Origin of the sequence: Lactobacillus sp. (assembly GCF_051893255.1) — a bacterium.
Lineage (GTDB): Bacteria > Bacillota > Bacilli > Lactobacillales > Lactobacillaceae > Lactobacillus.
The window spans coordinates 31650-57185 of sequence record NZ_JBJFHB010000075.1; the positions used below are offsets into that span (position 1 = coordinate 31650).

The 25536-nt window shown below is 45.6% G+C and carries 22 protein-coding genes; 4 read left to right on the top strand and 18 right to left on the bottom strand.

What is annotated here, in order from left to right:
• The 5 genes from ACI4WN_RS07120 to ACI4WN_RS07140 all read right to left on the bottom strand — a co-directional run.
• Positions 1-5521 (bottom strand): mucin-binding protein (locus ACI4WN_RS07120; RefSeq protein ID WP_439777582.1); only part of this gene is annotated, 5521 nt, incomplete at its 3' end.
• A gap of 229 nt (positions 5522-5750) precedes the next feature.
• Positions 5751-6473: a DUF554 domain-containing protein gene (locus tag ACI4WN_RS07125; RefSeq protein ID WP_439777583.1), complete on the bottom strand. Its 723-nt coding sequence runs from the start codon at positions 6471-6473 to the stop codon at positions 5751-5753.
• Between the two features lie 74 nt (positions 6474-6547).
• Positions 6548-7747 carry a tryptophan synthase subunit beta gene (gene trpB, locus ACI4WN_RS07130; RefSeq protein ID WP_439777584.1) on the bottom strand — a complete coding sequence of 400 codons (1200 nt, stop codon included), beginning with the start codon at positions 7745-7747 and terminating at the stop codon, positions 6548-6550.
• Positions 7748-8085: 338 nt separating this feature from the next.
• Complete coding sequence (locus tag ACI4WN_RS07135; protein WP_439777585.1) at positions 8086-9282, bottom strand: GGDEF domain-containing protein; 1197 nt, start codon at positions 9280-9282, stop codon at positions 8086-8088.
• A 111-nt stretch (positions 9283-9393) separates the two neighbouring features.
• Positions 9394-10584 carry a GGDEF domain-containing protein gene (locus ACI4WN_RS07140; protein ID WP_439777586.1) on the bottom strand — a complete coding sequence of 397 codons (1191 nt, stop codon included), beginning with the start codon at positions 10582-10584 and terminating at the stop codon, positions 9394-9396.
• Positions 10585-10851: 267 nt separating this feature from the next.
• Here ACI4WN_RS07140 and ACI4WN_RS07145 point away from each other — a divergent pair, with 267 nt between their 5' ends.
• On the top strand, positions 10852-11670 hold the full coding sequence (locus tag ACI4WN_RS07145) for an aldo/keto reductase (RefSeq protein WP_439777587.1): 819 nt from the start codon (positions 10852-10854) through the stop codon (positions 11668-11670).
• Positions 11671-11829: 159 nt separating this feature from the next.
• Here the strand turns inward: ACI4WN_RS07145 and ACI4WN_RS07150 are convergent, their stop codons facing one another.
• From ACI4WN_RS07150 to ACI4WN_RS07195, 10 genes are all read right to left on the bottom strand, one after another.
• Complete coding sequence (locus ACI4WN_RS07150) at positions 11830-12471, bottom strand: tyrosine-type recombinase/integrase (RefSeq protein WP_439777588.1); 642 nt, start codon at positions 12469-12471, stop codon at positions 11830-11832.
• A gap of 500 nt (positions 12472-12971) precedes the next feature.
• The gene (locus ACI4WN_RS07155) at positions 12972-13301 is read right to left on the bottom strand and encodes a type II toxin-antitoxin system RelE family toxin (protein ID WP_439777589.1); all 330 of its coding nucleotides are present in this window, start codon (positions 13299-13301) and stop codon (positions 12972-12974) included.
• Entirely contained in the window at positions 13285-13620 is a 336-nt protein-coding gene (locus tag ACI4WN_RS07160; protein ID WP_439777590.1) for a type II toxin-antitoxin system prevent-host-death family antitoxin, read from the bottom strand. Before ACI4WN_RS07160 ends, ACI4WN_RS07155 begins: the two co-directional genes overlap by 17 nt.
• A 262-nt stretch (positions 13621-13882) precedes the next feature.
• Positions 13883-14026, bottom strand: a complete 144-nt coding sequence (locus tag ACI4WN_RS07165) for a hypothetical protein (RefSeq protein ID WP_439777591.1) — start codon at positions 14024-14026, stop codon at positions 13883-13885.
• An 82-nt stretch (positions 14027-14108) separates the two neighbouring features.
• Positions 14109-14699, bottom strand: coding sequence for a hypothetical protein (locus tag ACI4WN_RS07170; RefSeq protein ID WP_439777592.1), 591 nt, complete (start codon positions 14697-14699; stop codon positions 14109-14111).
• Positions 14700-14723: 24 nt separating this feature from the next.
• Complete coding sequence (locus tag ACI4WN_RS07175; RefSeq protein ID WP_439777593.1) at positions 14724-15458, bottom strand: helix-turn-helix domain-containing protein; 735 nt, start codon at positions 15456-15458, stop codon at positions 14724-14726.
• A 269-nt stretch (positions 15459-15727) separates the two neighbouring features.
• Positions 15728-16075, bottom strand: coding sequence for a YjcQ family protein (locus ACI4WN_RS07180; protein WP_439777594.1), 348 nt, complete (start codon positions 16073-16075; stop codon positions 15728-15730).
• A 199-nt stretch (positions 16076-16274) separates the two neighbouring features.
• Positions 16275-16871: a hypothetical protein gene (locus tag ACI4WN_RS07185; protein WP_439777595.1), complete on the bottom strand. Its 597-nt coding sequence runs from the start codon at positions 16869-16871 to the stop codon at positions 16275-16277.
• A gap of 206 nt (positions 16872-17077) precedes the next feature.
• Complete coding sequence (locus tag ACI4WN_RS07190; protein ID WP_439777596.1) at positions 17078-17671, bottom strand: tetratricopeptide repeat protein; 594 nt, start codon at positions 17669-17671, stop codon at positions 17078-17080.
• Positions 17672-17697: 26 nt separating this feature from the next.
• Entirely contained in the window at positions 17698-18843 is a 1146-nt protein-coding gene (locus tag ACI4WN_RS07195) for a glycerate kinase (protein WP_439777597.1), read from the bottom strand.
• Positions 18844-19019: 176 nt separating this feature from the next.
• Here ACI4WN_RS07195 and xerS point away from each other — a divergent pair, with 176 nt between their 5' ends.
• Complete coding sequence (xerS, locus tag ACI4WN_RS07200; protein WP_439777598.1) at positions 19020-20102, top strand: tyrosine recombinase XerS; 1083 nt, start codon at positions 19020-19022, stop codon at positions 20100-20102.
• Positions 20103-20172: 70 nt separating this feature from the next.
• Here the strand turns inward: xerS and ACI4WN_RS07205 are convergent, their stop codons facing one another.
• Both ACI4WN_RS07205 and ACI4WN_RS07210 read right to left on the bottom strand, forming a co-directional pair.
• Entirely contained in the window at positions 20173-21450 is a 1278-nt protein-coding gene (locus ACI4WN_RS07205) for a dihydroorotase (RefSeq protein WP_439777599.1), read from the bottom strand.
• Positions 21450-22457, bottom strand: a complete 1008-nt coding sequence (locus ACI4WN_RS07210) for an aspartate carbamoyltransferase catalytic subunit (protein WP_439777600.1) — start codon at positions 22455-22457, stop codon at positions 21450-21452. Before ACI4WN_RS07210 ends, ACI4WN_RS07205 begins: the two co-directional genes overlap by 1 nt.
• A 398-nt stretch (positions 22458-22855) precedes the next feature.
• Here ACI4WN_RS07210 and ACI4WN_RS07215 point away from each other — a divergent pair, with 398 nt between their 5' ends.
• A complete protein-coding gene (locus ACI4WN_RS07215; protein WP_439777601.1) occupies positions 22856-23374 on the top strand; it encodes a nitroreductase family protein in 519 nt (172 codons plus the stop codon).
• Positions 23375-23440: 66 nt separating this feature from the next.
• Here ACI4WN_RS07215 and ACI4WN_RS07220 read toward each other — a convergent pair whose 3' ends face one another.
• Positions 23441-24061 carry a histidine phosphatase family protein gene (locus ACI4WN_RS07220; RefSeq protein WP_439777602.1) on the bottom strand — a complete coding sequence of 207 codons (621 nt, stop codon included), beginning with the start codon at positions 24059-24061 and terminating at the stop codon, positions 23441-23443.
• 328 nt (positions 24062-24389) lie between these two features.
• On the opposite strand from ACI4WN_RS07220, the gene serC reads away from it, so the two are divergent.
• A complete protein-coding gene (serC, locus tag ACI4WN_RS07225; RefSeq protein WP_439777603.1) occupies positions 24390-25472 on the top strand; it encodes a 3-phosphoserine/phosphohydroxythreonine transaminase in 1083 nt (360 codons plus the stop codon).
• Positions 25473-25536 lie beyond the last annotated feature (64 nt).

The following is a 25536-nucleotide window of genomic DNA, read 5'->3' on the forward strand; positions in this document are numbered from 1 at the left end:
CAACTGGTACTTGAACTGCAGTGAAGCTTTGGCTATCAACGTTGTCCCAAACGATGTTCCCAGTTACGAGGTCCTTAGTACCAGTTTGAGTAAAGCTCAGAGTTTGAGTTGAATCGGCTGGCTTGTCGAAACCGTCAGGAACCACGTAGGTTACAGTTTGAGTTACGTTTTGCGTTCTAGTAGTAGCCTCTTGACCATGCTTGAGAACAACTGTGAAGACCTGATCAACAGTTGAGTCAGTGTCGAAGACTGCGTCGGTTGGGAAACCGTCGGTTACGAGAACGTAGCCTTTTTCTTCTAGAGCCTTGATCGTATTAGCAGTGCTGTAGTTGATCGTTGACTTGGAAGTGCCAGTCAGGTCGCCGGAGTTGGCAACTTCTGCATTGTTGTTGTCTTGGTCAATGAAGACAACCTTAGCCTTTTGGGCATCAGCCGTGTAGGTTACAGTTACGATGCTGGTCTTGTCACCCATGAAGTCTGGAGTGACGTCGCTAGCTGCAACTTCAGTCGTATCTGGAGTTAAGCCAGCGATCGTTGGTAAAACAACTTCAGCAAATGATTGATCATCAACTGCATTCCAAGTAACCGTGCCAGTCACCAGATCCTTTTTACCAGTTTGAGTGAAGCTCAAAGTTTGGGTCGAGTCAGTTGGTTGGTCAAAGCCATCTGGAACAACGTAAGTTACGGTTTGAGTTACGTTTTGCGTTCTAGTAGAAGCCTCTTGACCATGCTTGAGAACAACCATGAATACTTGGTCAATATTCTTATCAGTGTCAAAAGTAGCGTCAGTTGGGAAGCCATCGGTTACGAGTACGTAGCCTTTTTCTTCAAGAGCCTTGATCGTGTCAACGGTGCTGTAATTGATTGTGGACTTAGAAGTACCAGTCAAGTCACCGGAGTTAGCGACTTCCGCGTTGTTGTTATCTTGGTCAACGTAAACCACAGTAGCCTTTTGTGCATCTGCCGTGTAAGCTACAGTTACCGTGCTAGTCTTATCACCAGTGAAGTCTGGAGTGACATCGCTAGCGTCAACCACAGTCTTATCTGGAGTCAGACCAGCAATAGTTGGTGAAGTAACTGCGTTGAAGCTTTGATTATCAACGTTGTCCCATACAATATTGCCAGTTACGAGGTCCTTAGTACCAGTTTGAGTGAAGCTCAAAGTTTGAGTTGAGTCAGCTGGTTGGTCGAAGCCGTCAGGAACCACGTAAGTTACGTTTTGGGTAACGTTTTGCGTTCTAGTCGTAGCCTCATGCCCGTGCTTGAGAACAACCGTGAAGACTTGGTCAAGAGCTGAGTCCGTATCGAAAGTTGAGTCAGTTGGGAATCCGTCAGTTACGAGTACGTAGCCTTTTTCTTCCAGAGCCTTGATCGTGTCAGCAGTGCTGTAAACGATTGTACCCTTAGATACACCAGTAAGTTCACCGGAATTTGCAACTTCTACATTGTTGTTGTCTTGGTCAACATAAACAACTGTAGCCTTTTGGGCATCTGCCGTGTAGGTAACAGTTACGGTGCTAGTCTTATCACCGGTAAAATCAGGAGTGACGTCGCTAGCGTCAACCACAGTTTTATCTGGAGTCAAGCCAGCGATCGTTGGTGAAACGACTTCAACAAATGATTGATCATCAACCGCATCCCAAGTAACTGTGCCATTTACCAGATCCTTTTTACCAGTTTGGGTGAAAGTCAACGTCTGAGCTGAGTCAGCAGGCTTGTCAAAACCATCTGGCACCACGTAAGTTACGTTTTGGGTAACGTTTTGCGTTCTAGTCGTATCTTCTTGACCATGCTTGAAGATGACCGTGAAGATTTGGTCCACTGCGACATCATCGTCAAAAGTAGCACCGCTTGGGAAGTTGTCAGTTACCAGTACGTAGCCTTTTTCCTGCAGGGCCTTGATTACATCAGCCGTGGAGTAAGGGATCGCCTCGTTGGTCAACCCAGTCAGCTCGTCTGAACTTTGAATTACCGCATTGCTGTTGTCTTCGTCAAGGTAGTCAACGCGAGCCTTTTGTGCATCCCCGGTGTAGGTGATGTCCACCGTCACGTCGCTCATGGTAGAGTCAACGGTAGCCGCCTCAACGCTGCTTTGACTTGGCGTGTAGCCCTTCACAGTCGGCGCCGTAAATTCGTCCCAGCTGCCCGTGGTCCAGTCGCCGTAAGTTACCGCGCCGGTTTCATCCATCTGGCCAGTCCGAGTGACCGTTACTACTTGCGTAGTCGTTTGCGTTTCCCCGCTTGGCAGGTGAACGTTGATGGTTCTCTTAATCTCCTTAGATTCGCTCACCGGACCAGTGATCACGATGCTGGTTGCGACCGCCTTTTTAATCGGAGTGACAAAATCGTCTGAGTAGGTCTTGTAGCCCAAAGTCAAAGTCTTGCCAACGTCGCCTTGCAAGCTCAGGTCCTTAACTGGAATTTCAAAAGAAGTCTTGTTGGCTTGGGTGGTCTTGTCAAAAGTATCCATGCCAAACTTGATGCTCTTGATCGTGGACCAGTCAGTAACCTGGTCAGCGGTCAGCCAGGTCAGGCCGGTTTCTTCAGTGTTGCTAGTGAGGTCAACAGCACTAGTTGCGTACCACACGTTGGCCTTGTCAGTTGAAACCGGACCGGTCAAGACAACATTAGCTTCGCTTGGGATGTTGGTGTAGATCCGCACGTTGGTCAGACTGTGGTTAGTCGTGTTCTTTGGCGTCAGCTTGAAGGTCATGTCGTCTGTGCCAGTAGTGTCAGACACGCCCTTGTTCTTGAAGATTCCGTCTTGGTTACCCTTACTTGTAGCGCCAATCGTGAATTCTTCGCTGGATTGCATTACGCGCAAAGACGTTGTATTAGAGATATAGGTTTTGTCGCTGACAATTCCTTCGGTATATTCTGCCTTGTATAGCTTGTCATCCTTAGCTAATTTTATAAGAGTCATCTGAGAATCAGTGGTGATGAAAGACAAACCTTGGTATAAGCCAGGAATAGCATCGTCACTGATATCTACTGATATTCTAAAAATTTGCTTACTAGTGTCAAAGACATAGTCAGTCTTTGAATAGTCTAGCTTAATAACTTGTGCATCTCCATTATCAACAGCAAAAACGGTAATCTCAGGATCTCCATCAATAGTGGAAGCAGCTCTGTTAAAAATTGCATATTGCGGCAACTTCAAATAGATAACTGGCTTCTTAATAATGTAAGTGCCCCATTCTGCGTTACTGCCGTTTACAATCTCATATTTATTGGTTTCTCCTGCACGACCAATATAAGAGCCAGAGGCTATGAAACCAGTTGGTTGATCAGGAACAATCGTCTGTGGATATGCAATTGTGGCAGTTTTCAGCATACTCGAAGTTACTGTCATGCTATTAGTGAGCTTATCTCCAACCTTTACGGCAGTTCCGTTGTCATATTTTTCTGCCAAAGTACCCAAGATATAGAAGAGATCATCTGGGTTGCTTCTCATCGCGTAGGTCATATAATATTGATTTCCCGTTCTTGCCTTAGCAGCAAAGACATCTGGCCGAAGTACAGCTTTTCTAATTGGACTAGAACCATTAGCATTAATCGTGTCGCCAGCAGCGACTGTACCTGTACTTGTTGTCCCATCAGCATATGTCAGTTCATAGTTGTAACTTGTAGTTCCTTTAATTGCAGAGGTTTTAATTCCGGTAGCGTTAAAGCCATCAGCCATATCGAAAGTGAAAGCTGCATCTGTTATGTCATAAGTAGATGCATTCTCAACATAAAAATTTGAAAGTCTATTTGCTACATCGTGAAGACCTAGTGTAAATCCTTCCCATGCTCCACGTATACTCAACTTGGCAGTACCTAATTGAGCTTCTGAGTTAATCTTATCGACCCAAGTGATCTGTGCATTTCCGATTAGCTTTTTGCTTTGCTCATCGTTCAAATTTTGGTCGATAGTGATTGGACTATCAGCCGAAACAGTCTCTTTAACTGTTCCGTCGACCACATATTGACCGATCAAGTAGTACGGGGCATTTCCATTACTCTGACTTTCACCAGATCCCTTTGGTACTGAAATAACAATATTTTTGCCAATTCCAGCTTGAGTGATGGTTGTTTGGTCTGTAAAGGCATTTTTAGCCATCGTAGCATCAACATTTAATTTAAAGCTGGATGGTACTGGGATAGTAATGGTTGTACCGTAATTAATAGATTTTATTACTCGTTGGATTGGCCATTGCGCATCCGAAATTATTCCTGTAGTTTCTTTCAGAGATAACTGATACGTATAATCTGTATTAGGCAGAATTTCGGACATATCCTCAGTAGCTGGATAACGGTTCAGACTTGGCGTCATTTGTGGGTTCATCACCTGCGTAAAGGTAGCTGTTGCAGTGCCCAGATCGTTTCCAGATTCATCCTGGCCGGTTAAAGTCATTGTAAACTCTCTGTTGCCAATACTCTCTGATTCAATGATGTAATCGGTGGTTGTGCCATCAAAGCCGTCGTTACGATATGGAGTTAGAGTGATTTTTTGGTTGATACTGCTGCTTGAGGTAAGAGTATCTGTAATAATGTAGTAGCCATTTTCACTATCCAAGGTTGTGGTAGTGTCAGCATTTGGTAAAGGAGTTACATCGTTCACGCCGTAAAGTACGCTCTTAGTTTTGCTCGTAGTGTTAGTCGGAATTTTGAGTGTGAATACATCACCGGCATTACCAGTAACTGCAACAGTTACGACAATTTGATTATCTTCGTTACCCAGGTTCCCAATCTTATCAGTAGACATTACCAAAGATTCACCTTGAATGACAGTTTGATCAACTTTTGTATTGTTGTCCGTTGCACTAGTGTTGGCTACAGCCAAGGCTGGAGTTGCCTTTACTTCAGTAGTTGCTTCCGTATTCACAGATGAGTCAGCAGTAGAAGCATCAGAAGTCTGCTTTGCTTCACAGCTTGCAGTGGAGTCCGCCGTGCTTGCACCATCACTAGTGTTGTCAGATGCAGCTGCTGAAGCATTGCTTTCAGTGTTAGTTGCAGGAGCACTAGCTACTGCCGCAGCGCTGACAATCGCATTTGAGTTAACGTTATTAGTGTCCTCACTAGTTTCGCTGCTTGCCGTGCTAGCAGTTGATTCAGTAGTTTTCTTTTCCTCACTGGTGTCAGTGGTTTTGCTTGCTTCACTAGCCGCGGTGCTGTCGGTACTAGTTTTTTCCGTTGAAGCCTGGGAACTTGCTTCAGAAGAAGCTGCTGAAGTTTCTGCACTAGCAGTACTAGTAGTGCTGCTAGTCGCTTCTGAAGTCGCAGTGCTTGCGGCCGCACTCGTGGCTGTCTCTGCAGTCGTCGCCTCGCTTTGTCCTGTATCTTTATTCGCTTTGGCAGTAACCGCAGCCGTCTGGGTATCGGTCGTTGTGTCGGCCTTGACCGGACTGGCTGGTCCAAAGATAAAAGATAAACCTAATAACACCGATGTTACCCCGAAGCTATACTTCCGGATACTGAAGCGTTGCTTGACCCGCTCTATTTCATTTAGGTTAAGCTTCTTTTCCTTTTTTCCTAACATCTTAGTCTCCCATATTATATAAATGTAATAGCTACATTCTTCTTTTGCTTATATGGCTAGTGTATTATCTTACTCCCCAGTTGTCAATAATATAATCATTAGAATATAACTATACTTCTGCTTGTAATTCCAAGAGGCTAATAGGAATATTGGCGTCTAATTTATTTTTTGCGTATAAAAAAGCATCCCCAGAGGGATGCTTTTAAGCTGGTATTTACGTTTAAATTTGCTAAAAGCCCGGAATGAAGGCAAAAGCAACGGCGAAGACCAAGGCAGGCAGAAAATTGGCCACCCGTACCTTTTGTCCAAAAACCAGGTTTAAGCCCACGCAGAAGATCAGGATCGACCCAACCAAAGATAGGTTGCTCAAGGCCTGAGTGGTCATGACCGGTTTGATCAGAGTTGCCAAAAGCGTAATTGTTCCTTGCAAGAGGCCGACTGAGACAAAGGAGAAGATACTCCCCTTTCCTTCCGCGCTGGCCATGACCATGACAATCACGAAGTCGAGGACCGACTTGGCGATCAAGGTGTCTGGTCGATGGTAGATCCCGTCGTTAATCGCCCCCACTACGGCCATGGCGCCGATGCAGACGACCAAGGAGGTGTCGACGAAGGCTTGGGTAAAGGCTGGATCGCTAGAATTGCCCGTTTTTTCCTTTAAAAAATGTCCCAGCGACTCAAAGTAGCCTTCGATGTTCAAGAGCTCGCCGACTAACACGCCCAAGACCAGCGACAGGATCATCATCATGTTAGACACAGAGGTCAGCTCGCCTGACTTGATGGCCAGCAGCTTCTCGGTTGCCCCTGAGATTCCCAAAAAAATGGTGCCCAGGCCGCTGGCCATGATCAAGCCCTCTTGCACTCGATCTTTTAAAAAGCCGCCAAAAAAGTAGCCGATGGTGCCGCCCGCAATAATGGCAGCGATGTTGATTAACGTTCCTAGTCCTGGCATCTTGTCACCTCATAAACTCAATGCTTTAAGTATAGCAGACTAGGAAACTTTTTAAGCAAAAACTCAGCCTTTTCTTAAATTTCTTCGCCTAAGTAGGCTGCAACCTGGTTTACGTCCTTGTCGCCTCGGCCAGACAGGTTGACCATCACGATTTGGTCAGGTGACATCTCAGGCACCATCTTAATGGCTTGGGCCAAGGCGTGGGAACTTTCTAGAGCAGGGATAATCCCTTCCGTTTCTGACAGGAGCTTAAATGCGTTAACGGCTTCGTCATCGGTAATTGGGTAGTATTCAGCTCGTCCTGAGTCTTTCAAAAAGGAGTGGACTGGTCCGATGCCGGGGTAGTCTAGACCAGCCGAAATAGAGTAAGCCGGCAAAACCATGCCCTCATCGTCTTGCAAGACGTAGCTCTTCATCCCGTCGTTAATCCCCACTTTGCCGTTAGTCAAGGTTGCCGCATTGTCCGGGGTGTCAGCCCCCTTCCCGGCTCCTTCAGCACCAATCAGTCGGACTTCCTTGTCCGGGATGAATTCACTAAAAGCCCCAATAGCGTTAGACCCTCCGCCGACGCAAGCAATGACGGCATCCGGCAAGCGGCCGACCTGGGTCAAAAACTGCTGCCGTGCCTCCCGGCTGATGACGCTTTGGAAGTAGGCCACCATTTGCGGGTATGGGTAAGGCCCTACCGCTGAACCCACCAAGTAGTAAGTCGTATCCAGGTTTTGGGCTAAATCAGCAAAGGCTGCCCCAACTGCATCTTCTAGCACCTGGGTGCCAGTCGTGACTGGGACCACGTCAGCGCCCATCATCCGCATGCGAAAGACGTTGAGCTTTTGCCGGGCGCAGTCTTTAGCCCCCATGTAGATGGTGCACTCCATGCCAAAGCGGGCTGCTGCGGCGGCAGTGGCTACGCCGTGTTGACCAGCCCCGGTTTCGGCGATGATCCGCTTTTTGCCCATCCGCTTGGCCAGTAGAATCTGCCCTAAGGCATTATTGATCTTGTGTGCCCCCAGGTGGTTTAAGTCCTCTCGCTTCAGGTAAAGCTTGGCTCCGCCTAGACGCTTAGTCAGAGATTCTGCAAAGTACAAAGGAGTTGCCCTGCCAGAGTAGTCCCTTAAGAGCATGTCAAGTTCGGCTTGGAAATCTGGATCATCCTTGTCTTTTTCGAATTCAGCTGCGATTTCATTTAGAGCCTGTTGAACTGCTTCTGGCACATATTGACCGCCAAATTCGCCGTAGTACATCTTGTCGTTTTCAGTTGCTTGCATAGTCATGATTAGTCTCCTTGATTTATGTATGTATTTATTTTGTATAGAATTAAAAAGTATACGGAGTCTAACCTGAATAGCCTAATTGAGAGTAAAAAAGACTGAGCTGCCTATTCAAGCTCAGTCGATAGTCAATAGAAACGATTGCTGGCATAGACTCCTTGATCATCAAAATCAGTGAGCCTACACCAAAATGATTGTAGCCTCACTTGTCTTGCCAGTCTTGCCAAAGCTTCAATGCAGTCATTTTCAATCGTTCCTTTCTTGTAAAATTTGTCCTTCTTTGAACTTGCTATTATCTTAATCTCTTTCTCAGGATTTTGCAAGCTTTTCGGTGAAAAAAGTTACCGATTTTTTCGCCGGTCATGGCGAGGATCCATGTAGTACTTGCGCTTTTCCTGGTACATTCGCTGGTCGGCCAGGGCCATTAATTCGCGCAGACCGCCGCTTTTGAGCTCACTGGAATGCGCCATGCCAACGGAAAAGCTGACTTGCAGGCTGCTCTTGGCATTAAAAGCCTCAAGGTTCTTGTTTAAAACAGCCAGCCGCTTTTGTCCATGTTCCTTTGTACCATAAACGACAATTGCGTATTCGTCCCCGCCGGTCCGGTAGCACTTGCTAGTCGGAAAAGATTGTTGAATGATCTTGGCAGCATCTTGGATCAGCAAATCACCTTCTTGGTGCCCTTCCGTGTCATTTGCCTTTTTCAAGCCGTTCAAATCAAGCGAGTAAGCGACGATTTGCTTGTCAACGATCGAATCTGAAAAAAGCTTCAGCTCTTCCTCGTAAGCATAGCGGCTCAGCAGGCCCGTTAAGGCATCGGTCGTGATCATGTGCTCTTGCTTGGTAATGGTGATATCGCTGTTAGTCAAGCTGTTGTTTTGGAAGAGCAACAAAATGATGATGTAGCCAATGGTGATCGAGATGCAGGAGGTATGGATGATGCCATTTGACAAGTCCTGCAAGATAACGCCTAGGTAGACAACGCAGCCGATATAGTAGGTAAAGTACTTTTGCTTCTTACTGATGCCCTTGCTGAACTTATTAAAAGAATCTGCGATCACGATCAGAATAATCACCCAGATCAGCGTAATCACGAAGTGGTATGGGCCGTGCTTGATTGCCTTATTAGGGCCAATTGAAAGGTTCCATCCGGTATAAACCGAAGCTAGCTCATAAATAATATTCAGTCCGAACAAACCGTGCAGCAGCCAATTCTTTTTGCCGGGGCGGAGATAAAGAGCGATGAAATAGCCGATCCCGACTCCGCAGATATATTCAAAAGCTTTGATGAAGTGAAAAAGTCGATCGGTGTTGGTCGGAGAATCAATCAGGTAGACCGAAAGCCAGTCGAATAGGTTATATAAAAACAGACTTACCAGAACGTGGTAGCTATAAATCTTAAAGCGCCTGGGATGGTGCTGGTCGATTAGGACCAGGATAAAAATCGCAATTAAAAATAAGGTTAGTATTATATCTAATGAAGTATAGTAGTCTAAAAAGCTATTAGAAATTCGTGTCATCGTGGCAGTTGCATACATCTTTGCGACCTCCCTCGCTGACTATTTTACCATAGTGAATCGGCAAATCTTTTTGCAAATGCATAACTAAAAACTTATTTAAGAAAAGAAAAAACGGAGATTTCTCTCCGTTTAATTTCTTCTCCGGTCATGGCGCGGATCTTGATAGTAGCGTGCCTTGTCCTCGTACATTCTTTGGTCGGCCATGATCATCAGCTCTTTCAGGTTGCCCTCTGCATGTTCTCTGGAAAAAGCCATTCCAGCAGCTAGGCTAACCTTTAGCTGCAGCTGTCGGTTCATGCTCTCCTCTGTCTTTTTCAACTCGCGCAAAAGCTCTTGTCCGCGATCTTTATTACCGTAAACTACGACTGCAAATTCATCCCCACCTGTCCGGTAGCAGGAGCTGCTGGTAAAAGTCTTTTGAATGATCTTGGCAGCTGATTTGATTAAGATGTCGCCCGCCGCATGGCCGTAAGTATCGTTGATGTGCTTTAAGCCGTTGATGTCGATGGAAAAAGCAATGAGTTGGCGATCCCTTAATGGGGATGCATCATTTTTGAGCAGTGTTTCATAGGCATAGCGGCTTTTCAGACCAGTCAAGGGGTCAGTTAGAATGATCTTTTCCTTCTTGTTTATCGTCTGATCACTGGCTTCAAGGTCAATGATCTGGCAGCGCTGGATCATGATGATAAAGGCAATGGTGACCGTGAGACTAGCGGTGCGGATATAGCCACCGGTGAGGTCCTGGACTAAGACTCCAGCAGCAACAAAGAAGAAAAAGTAGCCAATGAATAACTGGTTGCTAAGAGATGCTTTTTTACCATATAAGGTCAAGGCTTTTGCGACATAAATCAAGCTCACAATCCAGAAAAGTGTATAGAAATAATGATATGGACCATGCTTTAGGATGTTGTGACTGTCTAGACGAAAACACCAGCCGGTAAATATTGAGGCAATTTGGAAAACAGTATTAGCAAAGACCACTGCAATCAGGCTCTTTGGACACTGATACTGCTCTAAAAGCTGGATGACAAAGCAACAAAAGATAGGCGGCAAGATATAAGCTACCGCTTTAGCCGTTAAGTGCAGATAATCACTGTCGTCAACAAAACTTAGGACAACTGAAAGCCAGTCGGCAATATTATACATTATTAGCAAAGCAATATTAACTTCGCCATATACTTTTCTTTTTCGACTATAGTGGTGATTATTTGCGATTAGAATAATCATGCCAAATAAGCAAAGAATCAGCACGGCTACTATCGCCGAATAATGAGTTAGGTAAAGTTGCGACAAAGGACGCATTCCAATCTTGTTGATCATGGCCACCAACCTCCTCTAAGCCTATTATAGCGCAAGATTTGACATATTAGACAAGGGATTGTGAAGTTTACTGAAGGTTAGCTGCATGCTTGAAAAAAGAGTGAATTCAAGATTTGAACTCTAAATCATGATATGCGATTCCATAGCCTTAGGATAAGCAATTCCATAGCCTTATTATATTGACAGATTGTTATTAAAGGCACATACTAAAACTGATGACGATCTAATAAAGGCGTAAAAAACTGAGAAAAAATGAGGTAAGTTAGTATGGAATATTTAGAGTTTTATAACGGCACCCAGGTGCCAGTTCTGGGATTTGGGACCTACAAGATTGATCCGGCTGACACCAAAGAAGCTGTCTTAAACGCCTTAAATTGTGGATATCGCTTGGTTGACACAGCACAAGATTATGAAAATGAGGCAGAAGTTGGTCAAGCCGTTCGCGAAAGCGGCATCCCCCGTGAGGAGATTTTTGTCACCACCAAACAAGATGCCGGCGGGTATGAACGAGCCAAGAAAGACATCGACGGTTCTCTTATCAAGGCTGGACTTGATTACTTTGACCTGATGATCCTCCACTGGCCAACTGGTGAAGACGTGGGGACTTATCAAGCTCTGGAAGAAGCAGTAAAAGCTGGGAAACTCCGCAACATCGGCGTTTCTAACTTTAACATCCGGCAGCTGGAAGACTTGATGAAGCAGACTTCCATCAAGCCAGTGGTCAACCAGATTGAAACCAGCATCTACAACCAGCAGGTTAAGCAGCATGACTGGCTAGCCAAGCAAGGAATCATCCATGAAGCATGGAGTCCCCTGGCTAGTGGTCCAAAGGAAATGATTAGCGATCCCGTTTTACAAGAAATTGGTCAAGAGCATGGAAAGACTGCGGTCCAAATTGCTCTGAAATTCTTGGTGCAAAAAAAGGTTTGGACCATTCCACGGTCAATTAACCCAGAGCATATTAAGGCCAATATTGACCTGTTTGACTTTGAGCTGAGCGATGAAGAGCTGGCGCCCCTACGCTCACTTGACAAGAAGCAATGGTGCGGCTGGCCAAAGGAAATGAGCGAGGATTTGGATTATTAGATACTAAAAGAGGAAGCATGAATTTGTTTCCTCTTTTCTTTTGATCATAATTTGCTAAACATTAACAGAAATATGTTAAGTATGTTTATTTGCATGAAATGGGCAAGTATCTACCAAGAAACTTTTTAAGCGCAAGAGAATCGTTCTCTCAGCGCATGTCTATCCAAGCCGGAAGCCCTTCAAGTCATCTTCGATCGAGTCGTCCTCCAGTCCAATATACCTCATGGTGATCGAAGGACTAGAGTGATTGAGCATCTTTTGCAGCTTATATAGGGCCCGCGGGTCGGGATCACCATTCGGCGTTGTCGCATTTTTGATGTAGTGGTAGCCAAAAGTTTTTCTCAAGGTGTGGGTACCAACGGTGTCAGGATCAATCTCGCACTGGCGGGCTGCCCGCTTTAAGTCTTTATAAAATGACTTACCCTGGATCGGTCCGTCCCCTTTTCTGGAGGGAAAGAGCCAGTCATCTTCCGAGAGGCCCATAGCATCAATGTAGTCAAAGAGATCCTTCTTGATATTCCCGATGTAGACGTGGCGGTTCTTGTGGGTCTTGGTTTCTACCAGGTTGTACCAGGTGCCGTCCTCCACATCCTTGACCTTGACCTTGATGATGTCAGATATCCGGAGACCAGTGTTGATGCCGAAAATGAAGATCATGGAATTGCGCAAGCCGTTTGGGTTCTTCCCCATGACGCTCCCGGTGCCAAAACGCAAGGCAAGCTTCATGTCTCTGATGTCCTTTGGATTCCGCAGTGGCTGTATGTTATGACTGCTCTCTGTCTTCTTGTATTTCTTGCCCATTTTAGCCCCCAAAATTCCGCAATTTGAATGCACTGATATGATTAATATTAACATAAAGGTGCATTCAATTCAAAAAAGTGGCCAAGATTACTCAACGGCTTATTAACATTTGAATGCGTAAAAATACCTATTTTTACGCATTCGATAGAAATGGGAGAATTTTGGAGGAAGGATGCTGAGAGGACCATTCTAGTGCTTGCAAAATATTTGCTGTCGCTACTTATCCATCTATTACAACACAATCTTGTAGATTGATTGGAGTCCTTTATTTGAACCGTTAAAAGCGATGGCAATATTTCAAGCGTGATATTCTGCCTGTCCAGCTGTATCTCTTTCGTTCAGTTTGATCGGCTTATTGTGTGAACAAGCATCATTACCTTACGTGGGAATGTACCACTGCTTCTTAACTTTTCTGCAACTCAAATTACAACGTGTGTTCGTATCCATGCACAAAAGAAAAAGCATCCCTGCTTGGGAAAAATCCCATTAGGATGCTTACATCATGATTTTCGTTTATTTTGGATCCTCTCTAGCGCAACTTGATAGACACGACTTTTTTCACGCTTGCCGATGGCGATTACGTCAACAACATCAATTCGCCCAGTTTTTGGATCTTGGCCAAATACTATGCGAAGACCCATTTTCCGATTTTTTAACTTTCGCCAGCCTTCTAAGGAGCCATGGAGAGCCTGACCGCAGGATAAGCCTTGCACGGCAATCCTTTCAAGCCCTTTCTTGACAAATACGAGCTGGGAGCCGTCTAATGCACGGAGATCTTTTTTGGCGCTTGACCAAATGTTAAGTTCATATTTCTTATTCCCATCCGTCATTTTCATCTACCTTTGCATCGGATAACTTTTCGCCAAAAATATCTTCGAATGAGTAAGATTTAGGATTTTTTTCTTCTTTACGTCTGTTGATGCGGTCAAGCGCAATGGCTTCAACTTGGGCATCTAACAACTTGTCCTCTAGTACGTTAATTTTATTAACCAAAGTTTCATAGTCTTTAACGTCAAGGACAACAGCTTCGGGCTCATTTCGATTAAAGATATAAACGCCATTTTTAGTGCTTTTTGCGATTTCAATAACCTTCTTAGGGGATTTCTTCAGCGCACTAATATTAGTTGTTGGTACATTTAGTACTTGCATGTTTATCACCTCATGCTAAGTATACCACAAGAGGGCTTTTTATGATACTCAAAAGAGTACCTTTTGAAGTGCTTGAGTCTTTTTTTGTGCCAGTAGCATTTAGCCACTAGCACATTATCACCAAAGATCTGGTTATACCGGGCTTTTGTTACGGGATCTGGGCGATCATATGACTCACTTAGATATATAATATCATCTCTAGCTGGATGCCATCCTTCAAGGTAATTATTAACAACAGATTCTCGAATGATCAAAAACTTTTCTAGATCTTCAAAATATGCTCCTTAAATCGTTTGAGTATCATATCAACATCAATTTCAAGTTGGTAATCATCATCTTGTAACTGCTTCAATACATCTGATGGCTTGGCATGAGAGGCTTGAGCAACAGCATTGACAGTTTTCACTGGCTAGTTCTCAACCGGCTCCTTAAATGCAGTGGCCAGAGTTGAACAACTAATTTTTGACTGGCGTGATACCTTATCAAAACTACTTCTCTACTTCCCCATGCTTAATCATCCCTTGCTTAATCCCAGTTTGAACCACCTTGTATTTATCATTCTTCAAGGCTTCACGGTCTTGTTTTCTCCCATAAGTAGCAACAGTGGCGCGAACCAGACAGTTTGAATCGTTAACCAATTTGTCCAAATCTTGCGGGCGGGCTTTCCTTGCAACGGCAGCTCGAACCTTCGGCTCTTTATCGCCAACCAAGATATCCAAATCCTTATCTCTTCCGACTTCGGCTACTTTCTTGCGGACATTGGCGGATGGATCATGAACCAGAATGTCTAAATCCTTGTCGCGCTTACGCAATGCGACCTTTACCCTTACCTGGTAAATCTGATCGCTTACAAGCAAATCAAGATCCTGATCGTTGCCATGTTCTGCACGGTTGCAGTTTTGCTCAGCCTTGATCATTTCATTGCCATGTGAGTCAAAAATCTTGTCCTTCGGCCATTTCTGTGCGATTTGAATGAAGCGGACATATGCGTCCACAATCTGATTTAACTTTTCATCTGTCGGCTTCTCAGAGCCATTCCAGGAATCGAAGAAAATTTCCTTTAATTCATCTTTTTCCATAACTGTTTTCTCCATGCTTTAACATCACTGTGCTTGGGTAACTTTGGGTGTTTCCCATTCCCGTTTGTATTTGCGGATTGTTGAGACTGTTAATCCCATTTCTTCAGCAACCTCGACTAGGCTTCTTCCAGATAGATAACTATCTTTTGCTCGATTTACGCGGTCCATGTAAGCATCGTGCTGCTTGGCCCGGTCAAAGAGCCGGATGTGGCGATCAATCCAGCTAGATGCCTCTTCCCTAGTTTCAATCTCTGGTGGTTCTTCTTCCAATTCTTCAGCAATTGTCTTAATGAAGTCGAGTTGTTTCTCTGTTGGAGTTGTGTCTTTCTCCTCTTTGCTTCGGGACTTCTCAAGAGGTGGCAGATCTAGCATCCGATCTGGATGAGTGAGGCTGACCACCTTAGTTGGTCTAGAAAGTTGGTAGTCTTCTTCAATTGGGTGATCATAAACATCATCTCGGTAGCCCATGTAGCCCTTGATGTACTTGCTGACGCGGGCATCAAACTGCAGGACATCCCCCTCCATCGGGTTTGCAGCTTCAAAGCCGCGCGTAAAGTTAAACCACAAATGGTCAGTCACGACTTGCCCATGTTCATCTTTGATATCTAGTAGCAGGACGGTTAAGACGCTCCCCCGGTACCCGTCTTTCCATCCTGTTTTTTCAAAAGTACCTGTAAAAGTGTGTCTAGCGTTCGAGCCGATTTTTCTAAGTTTAGTACGCAATAATTTCACCTTGCTTTCCTTTGCTACTTGTTTCATGTTGAGTGTACACTAGAAAAATCTATTTGAAAAATTGCAAGTAAATAAGTATGGACTTAGTCATACCAAGGCTTTTACAGGTTAATGAAAGCGTAAGAGTGTTGTCGTTTCTAGGTGCAAATGACTTGTTTTCCGGGAAAAACTTTTTTGATAAATTTTGGCCTTTCGCAAGGTATGAAAACATATTAATCTCGAATCAGGACATAACAAAAGAGCCTTTTTACGCCGTGCTCAGGGCAAATAAAAAAGCGGTTAGCTAGGCTAATCGCTTATTTTGGCCAAAGTTCCAAGATCAGGCTTGCCCAACCCGGAGCATTGGCTAACAAATCTTTTACTTTCTGCATACTAGAATTATCGTTCAGGTATGCAATTCCTTTTGGTGTGATTTTAGCTTCAGCAACTTTATAACTATCCAAATTTAGGGTTTTTACCGGAATAATTCCGGTGATGTAGCCTTCTTTTGCAGCATTTAACAAAATATATTTCCAATATTCTTTATTAAAATTACTACCAAGCTCGTCTAGGCCAGCTTGGGTCATTACTTTGCCTTGCTTAAGCAAACTATAGAGCTTAGTGAGCAACTTGAACAAAATTACAAAATAGTCATCATTTGCCATGGCTGCCTCCATTACGGTCCAACGCTTACTGGCCATTCTTTCATTTTCCGAGTTTCTTCGACTAGTCTTTTAAAAAAGTATTCATCCTCTTCTGGCGTCAACGGCTCTACACCTGGAGGCAGCATTTCGGAGGCGGTATGAGCGCAATCGGTGATAGGTTCTTCAGACCCCTTTAGAGCCTTTTGAACTAATTCCTCTACTAAAGCTTTTCGCATGTTGCACCCAGCTTTCTAAGATAATCTGTAGCTTTTTGATACGATTTTAATACACCTAAATTATAATATTTCTTCACTGTGTAATCAAATAAATTGCGTGAAACCGGACTATTTGGGGGAGTATATTTGTAAACTTCTCCACTGTGTGTAACAACGATACCAAACTTGTAGCCCCTATAACCAGCAGCACTGTAATCTGAGCCGGTTGGCATAACATTTGTGGGGTGATTGTGTATTCCTATTATTGTGCCTCGGCTATATTCCGTGATTATTTCTTTCGTAATTTCCGCAGGTACCCTATCGCCTTTACTATAAGCCACGTTTAGGGTGTTCCCCTTTTCATCTAGAATATAGCTATTTTCACCATCAGTTCCTTGTCTGTGGGTTAACATAGCAACGGCTTTCCTATATAAAATATCGTTCAACTTTCTGTCATTGCTTATCTTTTGGAACTTATCTTTAAAGGGCTTTGAACGAATATATCTCATATTAACCCTATTTGTTCCGATCCTTTCGCCGTTTACCGTGCTAGACTCTTTTATTACTGCATTAGTCCGCTTAGCCCAGTCAGAATAAGACATATTCCCGATAATTTTTCCCTTGCCCGTAATCGGGTCTCTAGACCAGCGGGAATCAATCTCGGGAAGATCTTCACGGTATGGAATAGTAGTACAACGGCAGTAAGGGTGAATCAGCGGAAAGACTTAGACTGATGATGAATTACATAATTTGGTCCATGTTAAGTAAATACAGAAAATAAAAGAGGTAGCGATGCTACCTCATAAAATTATTCGTATCTAATCTTTGGATGATCTAACAGCTCATCCAATTCCTCCAGAATCTCTTTCCGTAAATCTTCAATTTTCCACTTCAACTTTTGCCAGCCAGGCTTATGACAGGCCTGGTCAAAGTAAACTTCTGCCTCGGCATCATTAATGAAATGCAAAGCTGACATCAAGTCCTTTTTAGCCCCAATTCCATAGGTACAGCACTTAGCAAGCCGATAGTCGATATCCGACCGGATGTCGTCATCTTTGTCCTCTTCTAGATTCTGTCCGGCCATCATGTAGTACTTGAAGGCGATCCGCGGATTCTTTTTGACAAAATCGCCGTAGTAGTAAGCATCCCCGACCTTATATAAGGCGTTAGCATTCCCGCCAAGTGCCGCTTCAGAGTAGCAGTAAAATGCCTGCTCGGGATCCTTCTCACCGGTTCTGCCGTACTCATAGATGTAACCCAAATTGCACAAGGCTTGGTCGTTGCCTAATTCAGCTGCTTGCTCATAATAGCGCTTCGCCTTTTCAAAGTCGCCATTTCCGTATGCCTCTGCCCCTTTATCTAGCAAGGCATCGCTCTCTGAGTAGTCGCTACGCTCATCCATTTCCTTCACCTTTCTCTCTTAAAAATCTACTGCATCCCAGCATACAAGACTCTCGCCAAATTTTCACTGGTCCGCTCCACATTTTCCCGGCCGTGGGCCAGGACTTCTTTGATATCGACCGCTTGGCTAATCGTGCCAAAAATTGCGGTGAACCCAGCATCATACAGGCTGTCAATCCCGTCACCCAGACTGCCGCCAATCGCGAAAACGGGCTTGCCAGCAGCTTTAGCAACCTGGGCCACAGCAAATGGCGTCTTGCCAAACTTGGTCTGGAAGTCGATTTTACCTTCACCGGTAATGACGTAGTCGGCGGCAGCGATCTTGTCCTTCAAGCCGTTTTCTTCAATAACCAGCTCAGCACCTTTTCTAAACTGACAGTTGGTAAAGGCTAAAAGCCCAGCGCCAATCCCGCCAGCGGCTCCCGCACCTGGCTCCTCTTCAACCTCTTTATCCAAGTCCTTTTTGATTACATAAGCATAATTATGTAAAGCCTTATCCAATACTTTTACATCTGCCTGACTTCCCCCTTTTTGTGGCCCAAAGACAGCTGAGGCGCCATTTTTACCGGTTAATGGGTTAGTCACGTCGCTAGCAACAACAAACTTAACCTCTTTTAGCCGGGGATCTAGGTACGTCACATCAATTTTGGCTAGCTTCGCTAAAGCTGCCCCTCCTAAAGGCAATTCTTGACCTTCTTGGTCTAAAAATCTAGCCCCCAGCGCTTGGAAGATCCCAGCCCCGCCATCGTTGGTGCCGGAGCCGCCCAAACCAATGATAATCCGCTTGGCGCCTAGGTCCATGGCTTCTTTGATTTGCTCTCCGGTCCCATAACTGGAAGTAATTAGTGGATCTCTTTCTTCTTCACTCAGGATAGCGAGGCCACTGGCTTCCGCCGTTTCGATCACCGCGGTATTTCCATCATCGACCAAGCCAAAGTGGGCCTCAATCTTCTTCTTACCAGTTGGCCCCATAACGGTACCCTTAACCAGTCTGCCGCCTTTGGCCGCAACCAGAGCAACCACCGTGCCTTCGCCGCCGTCAGCCATGGGTGCAGGGACCGTTTCTGCACCAGGGAAGCCTTTTTTAATGCCAGCGGCAATCGCTTGGCAGGCTTCACTTGCCGTCATGCATTCCTTAAACGAATCCGCCGCAATCACAAATTTCTTTTTCAAACTATTCCATCTTCTATCTGTTTATTGGATATCATCCAAAACCGTTATTAATTACCAACTCTATTTTACCAAATGTAGCTGAAATCGAATTCAAAAATTCTGAATTTCGAACTTGCATTCGTTTGTTTTTTTCGTTATTCTTGACTTAGCAACTGACGTTCGTTAAGGAGGCCTCCATGGACAATAACCACTACCTCAAGCTGATCCAGCAAGAACTGGACGGCATGCCCGACTTTGTCAAAGAATACCACTTATACACCCGCCACTCCCTGGCGACCAGCTACCAGTATCTGACGGAGATCCGCCGCTTTTTTACCTGGCTGATCGCTGAAGGCTTAACTACAGCGAAAAGTAATGCTGACCTTCAACCAGCTGACCTAGAAAAACTAAACCGCGGCGAAATTATGCTCTATATCGACTACCTGGAGCATACCAAAAACGCGCAAGGCCGCCTAAACTCCCCGACCACCGTCAACCGGTCGATCAATGCCCTGCGTTCTCTTTACAAATTCCTAACCATCACCTCAGAAGACAAGAATGGCCAGCCATATTTTGAGCGCAACGTCATGCTTAAGATCTCCTCTCTCCCCTACGCCCAAACCCTCAACTACCGGGCTAATTCTCTTCGGGCTCACATGTATACTGGCGACCTAAAGTACCAATTCCTCGACTTTTTGGACCATGAATATTCTAAAAAGATCCCCGGCAGGGCTCTGGCTTCTTTCCGGCAAAACAAGGAGCGTGATATGGCCATCATTACCCTGATCCTGGGTACCGGGGTCCGGGTGTCTGAATGTGCCAGCGTTGACCTGAAGAATCTCAACTTAAAAGATGCTACGCTCGACGTGATCCGCAAGGGCGGGCAGAGGGATTCGGTACCGATCGCGGACTGGACGCTGCCCTATCTCAAAAGCTACCTGGATGTCCGCCAAGATCGCTATCATGCATCTGAAAATGACAAAGCCCTTTTTCTCACCAACTACCACCACCAGGTCAAACGGATGACCAGCAACGCTATCGAGAAGATGGTGCTGAAATATTCCACCGCCTTTGGCCATCCGCTAACCCCGCACAAGCTTCGCCACACTGTAGCGTCTGAGCTCTACCAGGCAACTAAGGACCAGGTCATGGTGGCTCAGCAACTGGGGCAAAAAGGTACCACTGCCACTGACCTCTACACCCACGTGGACCAGGCTGTCCAAAGAGAAGCCCTCAATGCCAGTGCCAAGAGGCAAAAAGACGCATCCCCTGATGAATAGGGATGCGTCTTTTTCAGTATCTGAGTTAATTGTTATGTTGTTAGGATAATTACCGTAATTACCGTAAATATTACTTGTGCCGGTAAACCAGCTTGCCGCTGACAAAAGTCATGGCCGTCATGCCGTAAACTTCGTTGCCGGTAAATGGCGTATTAACGGCCTTTGACAGGTAATCAGCTTCTTCGATCACTTCTGGGTGGTCTAGGTCCAGAACTGCCAGGTCAGCCTGCTTGCCCGGTGCAATTACGCCGGCGTCCAAGCCAAAGAGCTGAGCAGGGTTGTAGCTCATCAAGTCTAAAAGCTGAGCCAATTCCATTTCCCCGTTCTTAACCAGAGCCGTGTACATGCAGGCAAAGGCAGTTTCGTTGCCGATGATGCCAAAGGCGGCCTTTCTCATGTCGCCAGCCTTTTCTTCCCGGCTGTGCGGAGCGTGGTCAGTAGCAACTAAGTCAATGGTTCCGTCCAGCAGACCTTCGATCACTGCGTATTGGTCTTCCTTTGACCGCAAAGGTGGGTTCATCTTGTAGTAGCCATCATTGCCGTCAATGTCCTCTTCGCTGAGCAGAACATGGTGCGGAGCTGCTTCGGCAGTCACGTTGATCCCGTATTCCTTGGCCAGGCGCACCAGTTCGACGCTTTCCTTCGTGGACACGTGGCAAACGTGGTAGTGCACGCCAGTGGCCTTAGCTAGCATGATGTCCCGGGCTAACTGCGCTGATTCACTGACGCCTAAGATGCCAGGCAGGCCAAGCTCGTCAGCCTTTTTGCCCGCATTCATCACGCCGTGGTGGTAGAGTGAATCGTCTTGGACGTGTTCGCAGATGGCTAAGCCTGCCTTAGCAGCCTTAGCCATGGCTTCGTACATGACGCCTGCACTTTGGACGCCGTGACCGTCGTTGCTGAAGGCAAAGGCGCCAGCGTCTTTCAAGGCATCCATGTCGACCACTTCATCGCTGGTTTCATCCTTGGTAATAGCTGCGTATTGGTAAAGATGGACGCAAGAGTTAGCTTCGTTTAATTCAACTTGCTTCTTAAAAGTCTCGACGTCATCTGGCACTGGGTTCAGGTTAGGCATGGTGCAGACCGTGGTAAAACCGCCGCGTGCAGCTGCCTTTGACCCAGTTTCGATGGTTTCCTTGTAGGTAAAGCCAGGTTCTCTGTAGTGTTCGTGAATGTCCACTAAGCCAGGAGCGACAAGCTTGCCTTCCAGGTCAAAAATTTCGGCGTCAGGGGCGATTTTTTCCAAATCAGTCCCCAGTGCTTGAATCTTGTCACCGTTAATCAGGACGTCTTCTTTGACCAGTTCACCATCTTGGTAAACCAGTCCGTTCTTTAAAATCGTTGCCATTATTCAAGACCTGCCAGTTTCCGGCCGCGCAAAACAGCTTCGATCATGGCCATTCTGACGAAGACGCCGTTTTCCATTTGCACTGCGTAGCGTGACTTAGGTGCTTCGACCAGTTCGCCGTCCCATTCAACGCCGCGGTTGATTGGGCCTGGGTGCATGATGATGGCATCGTCTTTGAGCATGTCGTATCTGCGTTGGTTCAAGCCGTAAGCTTCGTTGTAGGTATGTGCGTCAAAAAGTTCTTCAGTCTTAGCTTCAGCGCCGTTGTGGCGTTCGTGTTGCACCCGGAGCAACATCAAGACGTCGAGTTCTGGAATCATGTCGTCGATGTTCTTCACGTAAGTGCCGTACTTGCTGAATTCAGCTTCGTCGTACCAGTATTCTGGGCCTGAGAAGTAAACTTCCGCGCCCAAGGTGTTCAAGATTTCCATGTTGGAGCGGGCAACCCGGGAGTTGGTCAAGTCACCAACGATCATGATCTTGAGGCCGTCAAAGTGACCAAATTCGTTGTAGATGGTCATCATGTCCAGCATAGATTGAGATGGGTGTTGACCAGAACCGTCACCGGCGTTAACCAGACCCATCTTAAGGTGTTGACCTTCTTGTGGGTGGATGATTTCGTTGTAGTAGCCGTCTTGTGGGTGGCGGATCACGCTCAGTTCGATGCCCAGGCTGGCCATGGTCAATTCAGTGTCGTAGAGGTTTTCACCCTTGTTGACAGAAGAGTGGGATGGGTCAAAAGGAATTACCGTCAAGCCCAAGCGCCTTTCAGCAACTTCAAAACTAGTGTGAGTTCTAGTTGAGTTTTCAAAGAACATATTGGTGCAAAACAGTGGCCGGCTCAAGGTTGGCACTTGACCGCCATTTTTGAAGTATTGAGCTCTTTGGAGTAAGTGCAATACGTCGTCAGCTGACAATTGTTCAACGCTGACAAAGTAAGGAAGGCGAAGCAAGTTGTCTTGCTTTTCAGTATTTACGGTAACTTGATTTTGAGTAACGGTGTTCATTATTTGGATATTCCTTTCAAAATTAACTCAAACAAAAAGACCACTTAAACACTTAGCCTCCCGTGTCTAAAATGGTCTCTCAAAAGCAGTAATTTTGAACTTGGCTTATCCCAAAAGTATCCGGACTATTGCTAGCAAGTTCTAATTTATGTCTGTAATTTGAGTCGCCTTTTCAGCCTCACGGGACTAAATTTAAAGGTTCTTCAGATGTTTCCTTAACTATAAAGGCTTTTTGCTCTTAAGTCAAGAGCTTTTAAAATTTTCTTTTACTTTTGGCAAATTCGGGTAAATTCGAAATCACTTTCAGGATTTTGCGTTATAATTAGCACAAAGGAAAGTAAGGAATAAATTATCAAAAGAATAGGAATGTGCTTTTTCAGAAAAATAGGAGGTTAAACATGAAGTTTACCAAATTATTGAAGTCCCGCAAGTCAGTCCGCACCTACACCGGTGAAAAGGCTACTGAAAAACAAATGAAGAAGATCATCAAGGCGGCAGAGCTCTCCCCAATCGCCATGGGCGAATATGAAAACTACCACTTGACGATTGTTAACGATCCTAAAGTCTTAAAGGAGATCGATCAAGAAGCCGCTATGATGTTCGGTGACCTCAACTCTCACCCACTCTACGGCGTGCCAACCTTTATCCTGGTCTCAGGCAAGAAGGATGGCAAGATGGCTTATGCCAGTGCCGGCGTGATCACCCACAACATGGTCTTAGCTGCTGAAAACCAAGACTTGGGTGCTTGCTACCTGTACGGGGCAACGGCGGCTTTGGCTAGTCACCCAGAAACGGTGGAAAAGTTGGACCTGCCAGAAGGTTTCATCCCAATCGCGGGCGTGGGCGTTGGCCAAACTGAAGAAGAAATTGAAAAGCGCGATGTTGACACCGACCGTATCGGAGTTAACGAAATCTAGTTTAAAAAAGCTGACCACTTGGTCAGCTTTTTCTTTCTCTATTTATTTGTTTCTCTATTTCTTTTATTACATCTTTGCTGCCCGGTTGTAGTAAACCAGGTGCTGCATCTGAGTCAGCGGATCAACGATAATCTTGCTGACAGAGCAGTTGTCTGGCTCCAGGATCTCTTGCCCCTGCCCTTTGACGGCATTAATGGCAAAAGACCGCACTGTAAAGCCGTGGGTTACAACGCCAATCTTTCCTTCTGGGTACTTTTTAGAAATTTCTGCCACAAAGTCGCGGCAGCGGGCTTCTACATGGGCAAAGCTTTCGGCATTGGGCGCAGCTTGTACATAATCCTCAGTCACGTCATTGACTAAATCAGAAAAGTATTGCGGATATTCAGCCATTAATTTGGCATTTTCCTGCCCGTCCCAATCCCCGTAAGAGATTTCAAGCAGCCGGTCATCAATTTCTACCGGCAGCTGGCTTTTTTCATTTAAGATTTCAGCCGTTTGCTTGGTTCTGACCAGTGGCGACACAAAAAGGCGGTCCAGCTGGCTGAAGTCAAAGTGGTCGGCTAGTTCTCTAGCTTGCTCCTTGCCAAGGTCAGTTAGATAGGTGTTGGGCGTGTTAATGGTGCCCTGCTTGAGGCCAGCTTTGTTGGCGGCGGTTTGCCCGTGGCGGACGAAGAAGAATGTAGTCATTTTGATCTTTCCTTTTTACATTAAAATCTTTTGATAAGAAATATTATACCAAAATTAAATTGGGGTTGACATTTCTAATGTGCGCTTTATAATAAAATTAATCACACGAAAGGAGCGAAAGAACATGTTGAATATTAGTTTACAGTTGAATCATGCATTTGTTCTCTCCTCCTCCCAGTCTTCATCTTAAGAAGGCTGCATTTTGTGACGGCCTTACATTTAACAGCAGCAGTGAGGCCAACAGCAACTCCAACATAACATTTGTATGGCAACAGGCACTCACGACTCTTGAGTGCCTGTTGTTTTTTTCAGAAAGGATTTAACCCCAATGACATATTATAACTTTGCGGCGGGTCCAGCCATGTTGCCCGTAGAAGTAATTGCTCAGATTAAAGAAGACTTGCCTGTTTACAAGAACAGCGGCATGAGCGTGATGGAAATTTCTCACCGCTCCAAGCTCTACCAAGACCTCTACGAAGAAACCAAGGCTGACATGCTGGAGCTCATGAACCTTGACCCTGCAAAGTATGACGTCCTCTTCTTAACTGGCGGGGCAACCCAGCAGTTCACCACGATTCCTTTGAACATCGCCAGAAAGTACCGCCGCATCGCCCTGGTCGACAGTGGTCACTGGGCTCAGCGTGCTGGCGAAGACGCACAAAAGCTGCCGAACATGGAAGTTGACACCGTGGCAACCGCCAAGGACAACAACTACACGGCGGTGCCAGAGATTCCAACTGTATACGACAAGGATTACGACTACGTCCATATTACGACCAACAACACCATCATGGGGACGGCTTATAGAGACGACCAGGTGCCAGACCTAGACCTGCCCCTGGTCGCCGACATGAGCTCAAACTTCCTGGGACAGGTCTACGACTTTAACAAGTTTGACCTGATCTACGCCGGTGCCCAGAAGAACCTGGCCCCTGCCGGCTTGACCGTCTTGATTATTAAAAAGGACCTCCTAGTCAAGCACGACGATCTGCCTGGCTACTTCGACTTTGCGACCGAAGCGGCTAAAAAGTCTGCCTTGAACACCCCACCTGTTTTCCAAGTTTACGTAGCAGGTCTGGCCCTCAAGTGGCTGAAAAAGCAAGGCGGCGTTGCCGGGATCGCCAAGGTCAACCAGGAAAAGGCGGACTTGCTCTATCACACCTTAGCCGAAACCAAGCTTTTTGAAAGCAAGGTGGATCCAGACAGCCGGTCAATCATGAACGTGCCATTTGTGACCGGCAATCCAGACCTTGATGCAGAGTTTGTCAAGGAAGCTGAAGCTCATCACCTTTTGAATCTCAAGGGCCACCGCCTGGTTGGCGGGATGCGGGCAAGTATCTACAACGCCATGCCGCTTGAAGGCGTTCAGGCCTTGTGCGACTTCATCAAGGATTTTGATGCCAAGCATTAATTGATCATTTACCAATAAGACTTAGATAGATTTTTTACTAAAAATAATATACAAAAAACAAACA